Raw genomic sequence first — 11,495 nt, 5'->3', positions numbered from 1 at the left:
CTTCAGCCCATCTTTGGCTGATACCTCACTCGCAAAATCCGCGAAATAGCCAGCTATTCCTGTGGTTTTGCTCTCTCGGATCAGCCAAACCTGAACCAAATCTGAGCGCCAATTCTGCGAAGTTATTTTTGCGCGAACCCTAAGCCGAGGCGGCCACGTCCAGATTTTGTTTTTTAATCTTTGCCACCAGGGTCGTGCGGTTGATATTGAGAAGTTTGGCAGCCTTTGATTTGACCCAGTTGCTTTTCTCTAAGGCCTCAAGAATAATTCTTCTTTCATAGTTTTGAACCGCCTCATGCAGGTTCAACTCTTTTTCTATGATCACCTCTTCAACGGGCTGGACAGATTGACCGCTCTCCTGCATGTTTTCAGGCAGATCGTCAAAATACACCACCGGATTTTCGCAAAGGATTGTAAATCGCTTGATCACGTTTTCAAGTTCTCTGACATTTCCCGGCCAGTCATAAGCATGCATGGCCTCCATCACTTCAGGGGATAATTTTGTTATTTTTTTTTGCTTTCCTTTCTGAAACTTTTTCAAAAAATGATCAATAAGCAAGGGGATATCTGATTTTCGCTGTTTTAAACCGGGGACTTTGATTGGAATTACATTTAAGCGATAATACAAATCCTCTCTAAACTTTTCCTTGTTAATGGCCGTCGTAAGATTCTTATTGGTAGCTGCAACAATCCTCAGATCTACATGGATGGTTTTGGTTCCGCCCACTCTTTCAAATTTTTGTTCCTGCAGCACCCTTAATAACTTGACCTGCAAGGCCGGGCTCATCTCCCCGATCTCATCTAAAAAAATAGTCCCGCAATTGGCCAATTCAAATCGACCGACCCTGCTTTTATGGGCACCGGTGAAGGCCCCTTTCTCGTGGCCGAAAAGTTCACTCTCCAGCAATGCCTCCGGAACAGCGCCACAATTAATAACAACCAGCGGTTTATCGCTCCGGCTGCTGTTGTAATGGATTGCTTTTGCTATCAATTCCTTCCCGGTACCGCTGGCGCCGGTAATCAAGACCGTACCGTCCGTATCCGCCACTTTTTCTATAAGGTCGAAGATCTTTTTAATGGCGCTGCTTGTTCCCACAAGCTTCGTATACTTGTATTGCCCTCGCAGCTCCTTTTTAAGCCTGATATTTTCTTCCTCAAGACTCTTGAATTTTAGTGCCTTTTCAACTGACAGTAAAATATCGCTGGCTGATACCGGCTTGGTGATATAATCAAAAGCCCCTTTTTTGATGGCCTCCACCGAGCTTTTAATAGAACCGTGTCCGGTGAGAATGATGCACAAGGTTTTAGCCGATTTGGCGATTAAATGGTCAAGCACCTCCATACCGCCAACATCCGGCATTATGAGATCCGTTAAAACCAGCTCATATTCATCATTCTCCAACTCTCTGATGCCCGCCTCACCGCCGAGGGCCGCCGCGACTTCATAATCATTGGTCTCTAAAATATCAACGATTAGCTTCAATATATCGGGATTATCGTCTATGATTAGAATCTTTGACATAGAATACTATCTTTTTTAAAAAAAGGAAATTGCCGTACTATCAAGTTATTAATAAAATATTATAATGTTTCAGACAAATCAAGGACAAAAAAGTGCGGATATTTTGAAAAGTAGGCCGGGAAAAGTCGATAATTTGTTACTTCTCAATAGGTTAAGGGAAAAGTTATAGCTGCCGCCAACAAAATTTAAAAAGCAGTGAAACGCTGTAAAAATAGAATTTGCGGCAAAAATTTGACTCCATAGGACTTAAATGTAATCCCCGCGATGAAACTTCAGTGCCGCCACATTGGCAGTCACAGCCAGGTCTTGGACAAATTTTTCAAGCTCATGATCGTGATGGACTTTATCGGCAGCCTCAGCTTCAATCAAACTCACTTCTTTTTCAATGCTTGCAACTAACGGTGCAATATCTTTTAAACTCTGGCCGGGATCGGTCAGCAATCTGGCATAATCATCCAACAAATTTAGAATCTTATCACCCTGCTTAATGACATCGGTCTGGTGGTCAACAGGGCTCGGCATCGTTGTCTCATCAACCTTATGCAGAGTTTTTTCAAAAATTTGCTTGAATTGATTATCGCCGTTGACCTTGTTAGATGGCTGCAATCCTGATTTAAATGCATTATCTATCTTATTGATATTCATGTTTACGCCTCCCTTAGTATCTATTTTCGGCACTACCAAACAGTTCCTTTAGAAAAAAATCACGATTTTAACAAAAACTATATTTTACGGCCCAAAGCCGAAGATCAGCCGTCAAATACCTTTTTCAGCTTTTCGCTGATTGTCTCGGCCGTAAACGGTTTCACGATGTAACTGTTTACTCCGGCCTTGACAGCACCGACAATATTGTCTTTCTGGGCTTCGGCTGTAACCATGACAAAGGGAATGCCCTTTAATTCGTCATCCGATTTCATCGTGTTTAATAGATCGATACCCGGCATTTCCGGCATATTCCAGTCACATAGTATCAAATCATATTTCTCTTTTTTAAGTTCCTTGAGAGCGGTACTGCCGTCATCGGCCTCAGCAATATTTGTAAAGCCGATCTGTTTGAGGATGTTTCTTAAAATCCTTCTCATGGTGGCAAAATCGTCAACGATAAGCACTTTCATATTTAAATCCATAATCTCTCGATCTCCTTATTACAACTTGAAAGTTAAATGCAAGCCATCTCAAAAATGTAGCTTTAGATGCATTTTTGAGATGGCCTATATCTTTAATTTACCATTTTAAGCGCTGTCCCGGCAATATTCTTTAAAGAAACCACCTTTTCAGCCGCTCCCAATTTGATGGCCTCATTGGGCATTCCAAAAATTATGCAGCTTCTCTCATCCTGAACGACTGTCCGCGCTCCGGCCTCCTTCATCTTTAACAGCCCCAGGGCTCCATCTGAACCCATTCCCGTGAGAACGGCACCCACCGCATTGCTGCCGGCATAGTTGGCAACAGAATGAAAGAGCACATCTACAGCCGGCCGCTGATGGTGTACCAGGGGACCTTTTTTTATCTGCACGTAGTATCTGGCACCACTCCTTTTAAGCAGCATATGATAGTTACCCGGGGCGATCAGCGCCAATCCGTTGACCACTGAATCACCGTCTTTGGCCTCTTTGACCGTAATCATGCTCAACTCGTTGAGCCTTTCAGCAAAAGAGGTGGTGAAGTGGGCCGGCATATGCTGGACTACAAGAATTCCCGGGGCATTGGGCGGCATACTTGACAAAACAACTCTCAATGCCTCCGTTCCGCCGGTTGAGGCGCCAATGGCAATAATTTTATTAGTCGTTACTGCCAGAGCCTTAGTAGCGATCTTTAACGGTTCATCGGCAGAGACCTTTATTTCTCTTTTGGATTCTACTTTAATTCCGGCTACAGCCTTAATTTTATCAATTAACTGGACGCTCATTTCACCGACCGAGTAAGCGCTTGACGGCTTTGATATAACCTCTAAGGCGCCGCTTGCGAGAGCTTCCATGGCAAGCCTGCCGCTCTTTTTTGTCAGAGAACTGACGATAATGACCGGCATAGGATGGAACTTCATCAATTTTTTCATAAAGGTCAGCCCATCCATCCGAGGCATTTCTATGTCCAAGGTGATGACGTCGGGTTTTAATTTCACTATTTTGTCTCTGGCCACATATGGATCAGGAGCGGTGCCGACCACGTGCAGGTCTTTGTCGCGGGAAAGCTCTTCGCGAAAAACCTTCCTGACCACGGCTGAGTCATCAACTATCAACACCTTTATCTTTTTGTCCATTTGCCTTCCTTTTTCCGCAAGGATCAATCCATAGCAATTGCCGCTGCCAAACGATTATCTTCCGTTTCCAAGAGGATAACATCTCCTTGCAAATCTTTAAGCTTATCATGGGATAGGTCATCTTCCGTCATCATCTCCGGAATTCCCAATTTAAAAGCTCCTTTGGGATCGAAAATTGCAAACATCCCCCCGCTGACCATATTAAGGGCCTCTTTGACGGTATCGGTTCTCTGGCCTGCATCTATTTCGCCCGCATCCAGACCTAAAAAATTGGCCGTAATCTCATTAGCCATATCAACCGGAATTAAAATATAAAAAGACCCCGCCGAGGGACCGGAAAAGTTGAGGGTCGCCCCAAGTAAAGACTGGCCCTGAGCAAACCATGCCTGTAAGCCGCAGTCGTCATCAACAATCTGCACCATTTGATAGAACATGGTCTCAAGCACATTAGAAATCGAAACCTTCATCGCTTTGATCATCGTCGCTTTCTCCATCTTCTGCTTCTCCCATTATGCTGTTTAGCATCCTTTTGATATCTTCGGGCTGGAAAGGCTTTTTGATATAGCCTTTGGCCCCCATCTCCATAGATTTTTGAACGCTCTTTTCACTGCCCTCAGTTGTAACCATCACTACCGGAATCGATCTTAAGATCTGATCATCGTGCATCTCGGCTATCAGCTCAAGCCCATTCATATTGGGCATGTTTATATCCGTTAAAACCAGATCCACCCATGCATCCGCGAGGATTTTCAGGGCCTCTTTACCGTCTGCGGCCTCAAAATACTCTCCCACTTTGAAGCCGGAAACTCTAATCGTCTTTTTTATGACCGATCTCATGGACAAAGAGTCATCAACAATTAACACGTTAAATGCCATTTATTTATCTCCTTGTAATAGCTTGACCAGTTCCTCAAAATCCTTGTTTTTCTATTAAATAGGCCAAGGCATCCTGGACGTAGTTGTTTAAGATAACCTTGCCCATATTCAGCAGATCTTCTTTGTCCCCACGCCGGATACCTTTAACCAAACACTACCATTTTCAACTTTCAACTTCAACGTCCTGTTGACATTGCCGCCCACATCTTCAAAATCAATCATGACATTGTTCTTCCAAAACATTTTTCTGAGAATGGTATGGTTCCTTTTGCCGATATTGAACAAACCGTTCTGATCGAGAATCTGAGCACCGCCGACTACGATGATCTTAAGCCGGTTCTTTTTGGCCCCCAACTTATATGTTTCTTTGAATAGCAGCGGTATCCCGGTATCCCCAAACATAGAGAGATTTTTTTTGGCCTTGTTGCCGTCGAGCGTCGATTCCGGCAACATATAGTGAAGCAAGCCGCCTACTTTCACTACCGGATCATACAGGGCCAATCCGATACAGGAACCCAGAGAGTATGTAACCAGCATATCCCCAGGCTTATTGCTCACCTTCATATCAGCAACACCGACAACAAGATCCATCACTGTCTCTCAGAAGTAATATCGGCAATTTCGGCAATATCCAAAATGAGGCTGACTCTGCCGTCACCCATAATCGCCCCGCCGGCGATCCCTTTTACATCCTTAAACGTCTCGCCAATGCTCTTAATTACAACCTCTTCCTGCCCTAATAATTCATCAATAAGCAGACACCTTCTGCGCTCCTGGTTTTCTACAACAACAACCAGTTTTTCCCAGAGGGCTTTATCCGTATCACTGGCAGATTCATTTCCATTTAAATCGAGGAGACGATCAAGCCGGATCAGGGGAATCAGGCTGTCCCTCACCCTGATCATTTCTCCTTCGCCCTTGACAGTGTAGCACTCCCCTTTTTGGGGTCTGAGAGACTCCTGAACCGCTAAGGTGGGAATGATATATCTTTCACCATTCAACCTAACTACCATCCCATCCAAAATAGCCAATGTAAGGGGCAGGCGCATTAAAATTGTTGTACCTTGGCCCCGGGTTGACTGAATATCGACCCTTCCTCTCAATCTTTCAATTATTTTACTTTTAACCACATCCATGCCGACACCACGTCCGGATACATCCGTCACCTTTTCAGCGGTTGAAAAACCCGGATGAAAGATAAGATTATTGATCTCGCCTTCGGTCAATTTTTCTCCTGCCGGCACGATGCCTTTCGACAAAGCTTTTTCCCAGATCTTTTCCCTGTTCAAACCCCGGCCGTCGTCCTCTATTTCTATTACGATATCACCGCCTTTGTGATAGGCTTTTAAATTTATGGTCCCCTTTGCGGGTTTACCGGCAGCCTTCCGCTCATCGGGCAACTCCATACCGTGATCAATTGAGTTTCTGATAATATGAACCATGGGCGCATATATTTCTTCGACCATATTCCTGTCTATCTCGGTATTCTCGCCTTCCATAACCAACTGGACATCCTTGCCGGCTTTCTTGGCCAGATCGCGAACAAGCCGCAGCATCTTGCGAAAAGTATTCTTTATGGGTTCCATCCTCAGGGCCATCGTGGTCCTTTGCAGGCCGGAGGTTATCTGGTCCAACTGGTTGATGATGTTATCCAGCTTTCGGCTGCTGCCGGCCTCGACGACCTCATTCTGTCTGAGCATCGATTGGGCGATGGCCAGCTCTCCAACCATGTCTATCACGTTATCGAGTTTGTCTGTATCTATCTTTACCTGCAAGGCCACCGGCCGGGTGGTTTTTTTCTGCTCTCTGAGGGCGGAAACAACTTCGCCGGCTTCAACCTTTTTGTCCTCAATAAGTATCTCGCCGATCTTTTTTTTCTGCTGCTCTTTCTGAAGGTGAAGAGCTTCTTGCAAATCCCCTTTAGAAATCGTTCCCTTTTCGATCAGCATTTTCCCCAGAGGCTTTCTCTCCCCTTCTTCAGCCTGATTAACAAAGTGTTCAACCCTGTCGATGTAAGGTTTAATATCCAGTTCGCCTTCCTCAGGCGTTCCTGAATTCATAGTGGCCTGTACATTTTCAATCATCCTCTGCGCCAGATCGACACAATCGAGTATCACATCAATTATTTTTTCATTGATTTGAAGTTCTGCATTGCGGGCCTTGTCCAAAAGATTCTCCACGGCATGGGAAAGTTTATTTATCTTATTAAAATTCAGGAATCCGGAAACACCTTTAATCGTATGGAAAGGCCTGAATATGGCGTTTAGGGTCTCCGGGTCAGAAGGATCCTGCTCAAGATTCACCACATTAATCTCAATAGTGCCCAAATTCTCCAGGGATTCGGCTACAAAATCGGTGATTATCTCTAGGTCCTCTGCACTTAAAAGCTGGGAGCCTTTATTTGTTTTCGTCTTGCGATCGTCAGGCTTTAAAGCAGTTGTCTCTGGTTCCTTAAAGGCCGCCCCTGTTTCAAGTACGGTATCACTTTTATGTTCCAAAGAGGCCGCTGAAGGTTCTATTCCCTCAAAACCAAGGCTTGCTAAAAGCGGGGAAAGGTCCTTATTAAACGCTTGTCCGTTTATAAGGTTTCGGCATATTTCCTGCAACTGAGAGATACCTGCTTCAAAAGGCGACAGCTCGGACCGCTCGCCTAAAATGACCATTTCAATATATCCCTTCATCGTCCCGACGATTGATGACAAGGATTCTTCTTTGAGTTCCAGGATCAGGTTCTCTATGGATGCCAGCGATTTCAAAACCGCACCAAGGCCCGGTATGTCTCCCGCCTCCAGCATGACCGCTTCCAGGGCAAGAGATTCAATCTCTTGATTAAATTTTTCCAGTGCTTGGTCCATCATATCAACTTAGGTTTTATTTTTGCTTTTGCGAATATCCTCTCTTTGTCTTTGGAAGACAGAAGCAATAATTCTTTCCCTGTCACTTATGTTGAGATCGAGGAATTTTATACCAACCTTGTAAAGAACCCTGCCGTCCTCATCTTCCTGAATCACCCGGATAACTTTACCAAATATATCCATAAAAACGAGCGGCAGCTTTGAAAGAAAAAACTTTGCGTGAATAATCTGCCCGGATTCAACCGGCTGCTCTAAGACTATCTGCATGCCTGACCCGCTGATATTCTGTCCCAAGCCCGAACGGAAAGGGGCTGCTACCGACCTGTCTTTTGATAAAAGCGCTATAATCTGATCCAATTTTTCGTCTATCTGTAAAATGTAGCTTATTAAAGCGGCATTCGCCGTGCTTTCGGTACTTATCTCGGATGCAATAATATCAACGCTCTGTGCTTTATTTGAGGAGGAAAAAATTTCCCTGCCAAACCTTTTTAAATCTTCAAATTCTTCCGCAGTCACAATCTTGTACTTAATTTGAAAGTGATAATCACCCCTCACGTCAGAACGTCTTTCTTTGGTAACCATTTTAACCACCTATGTAAGCTTCCCCCGTCTCGCTTTAGCGGGACGGGGAATGCACCCGTTGTTGCCGTTAAACCTTTTAAGGCACAATCCCACTAACAATTCGCCATCAAAACATGCAACTATCATACCATAACTTGCCGTAAAGTCGTAATAAATATATATTTTTAAATTTGAATTCCCCGCTGCTTGCAGCGCCGGATGAATTCAAATGAAAGGTAAAAACCTTCATAAAATCGTAAAACGATTTTATTGCCCAATTTCTTGTCAAAAATGTCAACATATTGACGCACCAGCCGCCGTAAGCAATAAAATAACAAGCTATGGTCCTAAAAATATGAGTAACCGTTCAGAGGTTCAGGGTTCAGAGGTTTACCCGCCTTTGGCAGCGCCGTAGGCGACCAGGGTTCAACGAATAAAGACAACGTTGAATCCCACCAGTGGCGGGAAACCTGTGAACGCCTATTAGTGCTTTACCTAAAAACTCTAGTTTTTCTGTCAAAAATCCGAAATTGATGGAATGGTACGTTTATTGCTTACTAAATAATGATAAATTCGTCAAAAGTCACGAATTCAACTAAAGATGGCTAAGTAAAATGGATTTAGTTTTATGCAGGTAACCGCCAAGCAATTTAAAAAATTCAGTGATATTGTATACCGCGAGTGCGGCATCAATTTACATGAAGGCAAGCAGCAGTTGCTCCAGACTCGACTCTCAAAACGGCTGCGCGGCACCGGAATTCATATTGTCGATGAATATTTGAAATTATTAGACAATGATGATCAGGAACTACAAAACTTTCTGGATGCCATCTCTACAAATCATACTTATTTCTTTAGAGAAAATCATCATTTTGAATGTCTTCATAGTGGTCATTTAAATATCTGGTGTGCGGCATCGTCAAGCGGTGAAGAGCCGTACTCATTGGCCATAGACTGTCTTGAGAAAGGGTTCAGGCCCACGATCCTTGCTACGGATATTTCAACACAAGTACTGCAAACCGGAGAACAAGGGATTTATCCTCTTGATAAAGCTAAAAATGTACCCTTAAATCTATTAAAAAAATATTTTCAAAAAGGGCGCGGTAAATGGGATGCGCATATTAAAGTCAAGAACCAGATTAGGAGAATGGTGACATTTAAACGCTTTAACCTGCTGTCCGATATACTTCCCCAGGAAGAGTTTGACATCATTTTTTGCCGCAACGTATTAATTTACTTCGATAACGCTGTAAAAGTAAAAGTGATCGACAAACTTTATAACATACTGAAGATAAACGGTTATCTTATTATTGGGGGTGCCGAAAGCCTGAACAATATCAAACACAGGTATAAATATATCAAACCGAGTATTTACATGAAAGTCTGACCTAAGCCGGATAAACCGGCCTCCGGCTCGTAGAGCCTACGCCTCGGAGAGAATTAAATAAGACTCTCTCGCAAAGGCGCAAAGACGCCAAGATTATAAAAAAATATCTTTGTTTTCCTTTGCGGGCTTTGCGCCTTTGCGTGAAAATGTACTGCTCAATAATTGATTTTTGCCATGAAATGCAAAAAATTTACACTTAAGGGACTAATTTAGTCAAAACTCAATTAGGCATTGAGGTACGGGTATGAGTACAAGAATACTAGTTGTCGGTGACAACAAAAAAGACCTCCATCTTTTTGAAAAAATTCTTATCCCGCAAGGATTCGATATCAGTGGGATACCTCTCTTTGATGATATCGAAGAGACCATTTTAAAAAAAGACTTTGCTGCTATCCTGGTCGATTACGATCTGGTCGGAGACCAGGCTTTTAGCTGGAACAGGCTGCTTCAGGCCAATAGTTCCAAGTCCTGCTTAATCCTCTATGGTAAAGAAGTCCATGCCGATAAGATATCTGAAATTCTCCAGGCGGGAGCCTATGGCTTTGTTCCCCGACGCCATCTTGCAAAGCGCATCTATGACACTATTTTAGGCGGCATTGAAAATCGCAAGGCCTTCATTGAAATTATAAAAATGATGAATGATCTTAAGGATGTAAACCACAAGCTAAAAAGAAAGCAAAAGAATCTAACTAAAAAGAATCAGGAACTCGGGTTTATTAATCGTCTTAGCAGCGAGGTCGCTTATGATTTAAACTGGGACCGAATTCTTCCCAGGATTATAGATGCCGGTCTGCTTAAGGTTATGGATTCCGAGCTCTTAGGAATTCTTTACCGCATCGGCCCTCAATGGAACCTGGCCGTTCATGTAGCGGATAATGAAATTAATAAAGAAATACTCGAAAGATTGAAAACAGATATTACTGAAAGATTCCTTTCTCTGTCGGGGGCCAAGATTTCTATGCCGGAGGTGTCTCTGAAGCTGTATTCATCCGGTGTTAAAATATCTTCATCTCACTCGGCCTCCTTTTCCAAAATGTGGTTCCTGCCGCTAAGTATAGCGGACAAACCTCTGGGAATGTTTGTAGTCCTCCCCAAAAACAGGGGAAAGTCCAATAATGGAACAAAGGAGTTGATGTCTACCATTTCCAATATTCTGGCCATGTCCCTGAAGAACGCTCAGGAATATCATAAACTTAAAGAAATGACGGTTAAGGATAACCTGACCGGGATTTTCAACCGTAAAGGACTAAAAAACTTTATCCAAAAAGAGTTTCAGAGGGCCAAACGATATTACAGGCCCCTCTCCTTCGTCATGATTGATATCGACGACTTTAAAGCTATTAACGATACTCTTGGTCATCAGGCCGGTGACTTTGTCCTGCAAGAGCTGGCCAGGTTCTTACTAAACTCGGTCAGACAGGCCGATATCGTGGGCAGATACGGGGGCGATGAGTTTGCAATCATTCTGCCGGACACCGAAATGGAAAGGGCCAGAATGCTGGTAAAAAGAGTAATATCTAAGTTGAAAAATCAGGTCTTAGAATGGGGGTCCGAAAGGATCAAAGTGCGCATAAGTTGTGGTATTTCTACTACCAGCGAACTTGTTAAACATGAAAGCGAAGAAGAATTAATATCAAAAGCCGACGCCAGGCTTTATGATGCCAAGCGTACTCAAAATAGCATGTATCCCATCGCAAATGAGGGTTGAACCTTTTAAGTAAAGAATCCTGGCCCAGAGGACCAGGCTTTGATTTTACCCCATAGGGGTGCACCTATCTCAAATGGAGTAAATTAAATTCCAAATAACAAATATCAAATATCAAACAAATAACAACACACGGCGCAAGCGCCTGCGCTGCGCGTGACCGAAATGGAGAAATTACAAATTACAAACAAATCACAATGACCGAAATTCAAAATAATAAACTTTGGAATTTCCTTGAGATTTGGTGCTTGTAGTTTGGAATTTCCTTGGAATTTGGTGCTTGTAGTTTGGAGCTTGTTTGTTTTTTGGTGCTTGGAATTTGTGATTTT

The 11,495-nt window shown here is 43.3% G+C and carries 12 protein-coding genes; 2 read left to right on the top strand and 10 right to left on the bottom strand.

What is annotated here, in order from left to right; translation table 11 throughout:
* Nucleotides 1–139 precede the first annotated feature (139 nt).
* The 9 genes from V3S16_RS10600 to V3S16_RS10560 all read right to left on the bottom strand — a co-directional run bounded on the left by V3S16_RS10600 (nt 140) and on the right by V3S16_RS10560 (nt 8,095).
* On the bottom strand, nt 140–1,522 hold the full coding sequence (locus tag V3S16_RS10600) for a sigma-54-dependent transcriptional regulator (protein WP_413884724.1): 1,383 nt from the start codon (nt 1,520–1,522) through the stop codon (nt 140–142).
* A 246-nt stretch (nt 1,523–1,768) separates the two neighbouring features.
* Nucleotides 1,769–2,167, bottom strand: coding sequence for a hypothetical protein (locus V3S16_RS10595; RefSeq protein ID WP_413884722.1), 399 nt, complete (start codon nt 2,165–2,167; stop codon nt 1,769–1,771).
* 104 nt (nt 2,168–2,271) lie between these two features.
* The gene (locus V3S16_RS10590) at nt 2,272–2,649 is read right to left on the bottom strand and encodes a response regulator (RefSeq protein WP_413884721.1); all 378 of its coding nucleotides are present in this window, start codon (nt 2,647–2,649) and stop codon (nt 2,272–2,274) included.
* A 92-nt stretch (nt 2,650–2,741) separates the two neighbouring features.
* Nucleotides 2,742–3,782 (bottom strand): protein-glutamate methylesterase/protein-glutamine glutaminase, encoded by a 1,041-nt coding sequence (locus V3S16_RS10585; RefSeq protein ID WP_413884719.1) that lies wholly within the window; start codon nt 3,780–3,782, stop codon nt 2,742–2,744.
* Nucleotides 3,783–3,805: 23 nt separating this feature from the next.
* A complete protein-coding gene (locus V3S16_RS10580; protein ID WP_413884717.1) occupies nt 3,806–4,276 on the bottom strand; it encodes a chemotaxis protein CheX in 471 nt (156 codons plus the stop codon).
* On the bottom strand, nt 4,230–4,658 hold the full coding sequence (locus V3S16_RS10575; protein WP_413884715.1) for a response regulator: 429 nt from the start codon (nt 4,656–4,658) through the stop codon (nt 4,230–4,232). The genes V3S16_RS10580 and V3S16_RS10575 overlap by 47 nt, the downstream gene beginning before the upstream one ends.
* 108 nt (nt 4,659–4,766) lie before the next feature.
* Nucleotides 4,767–5,249 (bottom strand): chemotaxis protein CheD, encoded by a 483-nt coding sequence (locus V3S16_RS10570; protein WP_413884713.1) that lies wholly within the window; start codon nt 5,247–5,249, stop codon nt 4,767–4,769.
* A complete protein-coding gene (locus V3S16_RS10565) occupies nt 5,249–7,516 on the bottom strand; it encodes a chemotaxis protein CheA (RefSeq protein ID WP_413884712.1) in 2,268 nt (755 codons plus the stop codon). Before V3S16_RS10565 ends, V3S16_RS10570 begins: the two co-directional genes overlap by 1 nt.
* 6 nt (nt 7,517–7,522) lie before the next feature.
* The gene (locus V3S16_RS10560; protein WP_413884710.1) at nt 7,523–8,095 is read right to left on the bottom strand and encodes a PilZ domain-containing protein; all 573 of its coding nucleotides are present in this window, start codon (nt 8,093–8,095) and stop codon (nt 7,523–7,525) included.
* Between the two features lie 607 nt (nt 8,096–8,702).
* On the opposite strand from V3S16_RS10560, the gene V3S16_RS10555 reads away from it, so the two are divergent.
* Both V3S16_RS10555 and V3S16_RS10550 read left to right on the top strand, forming a co-directional pair.
* Nucleotides 8,703–9,461, top strand: coding sequence for a CheR family methyltransferase (locus tag V3S16_RS10555; protein ID WP_413884708.1), 759 nt, complete (start codon nt 8,703–8,705; stop codon nt 9,459–9,461).
* A 244-nt stretch (nt 9,462–9,705) separates the two neighbouring features.
* Nucleotides 9,706–11,169: a diguanylate cyclase gene (locus tag V3S16_RS10550; protein WP_413884707.1), complete on the top strand. Its 1,464-nt coding sequence runs from the start codon at nt 9,706–9,708 to the stop codon at nt 11,167–11,169.
* Between the two features lie 104 nt (nt 11,170–11,273).
* On the opposite strand, the gene V3S16_RS10545 is transcribed toward V3S16_RS10550, so the two are convergent.
* Nucleotides 11,274–11,495: hypothetical protein (locus V3S16_RS10545; protein WP_413884705.1), on the bottom strand; the 222-nt coding region annotated here is incomplete at its 5' end.

This window comes from Candidatus Desulfatibia sp. (assembly GCF_036446775.1).
Classification (GTDB): Bacteria; Desulfobacterota; Desulfobacteria; order Desulfobacterales; family UBA11574; genus Desulfatibia_A.
Note: the sequence above shows the minus strand (reverse complement) of the source record. Positions and strands in the feature narration are given on the sequence as shown.

Bases quoted from the DNA above. Each gene is read 5' to 3' on its own strand.
- V3S16_RS10600 (WP_413884724.1), bottom strand. From the start codon at position 1,522: ATGTCAAAGATTCTAATCATAGACGATAATCCCGATATATTGAAGCTA.
- V3S16_RS10595 (WP_413884722.1), bottom strand. From the start codon at position 2,167: ATGAATATCAATAAGATAGATAATGCATTTAAATCAGGATTGCAGCCA.
- V3S16_RS10590 (WP_413884721.1), bottom strand. From the start codon at position 2,649: ATGGATTTAAATATGAAAGTGCTTATCGTTGACGATTTTGCCACCATG.
- V3S16_RS10585 (WP_413884719.1), bottom strand. From the start codon at position 3,782: ATGGACAAAAAGATAAAGGTGTTGATAGTTGATGACTCAGCCGTGGTC.
- V3S16_RS10580 (WP_413884717.1), bottom strand. From the start codon at position 4,276: ATGGAGAAAGCGACGATGATCAAAGCGATGAAGGTTTCGATTTCTAAT.
- V3S16_RS10575 (WP_413884715.1), bottom strand. From the start codon at position 4,658: ATGGCATTTAACGTGTTAATTGTTGATGACTCTTTGTCCATGAGATCG.
- V3S16_RS10570 (WP_413884713.1), bottom strand. From the start codon at position 5,249: ATGGATCTTGTTGTCGGTGTTGCTGATATGAAGGTGAGCAATAAGCCT.
- V3S16_RS10565 (WP_413884712.1), bottom strand. From the start codon at position 7,516: ATGATGGACCAAGCACTGGAAAAATTTAATCAAGAGATTGAATCTCTT.
- V3S16_RS10560 (WP_413884710.1), bottom strand. From the start codon at position 8,095: ATGGTTACCAAAGAAAGACGTTCTGACGTGAGGGGTGATTATCACTTT.
- V3S16_RS10555 (WP_413884708.1), top strand. From the start codon at position 8,703: ATGCAGGTAACCGCCAAGCAATTTAAAAAATTCAGTGATATTGTATAC.
- V3S16_RS10550 (WP_413884707.1), top strand. From the start codon at position 9,706: ATGAGTACAAGAATACTAGTTGTCGGTGACAACAAAAAAGACCTCCAT.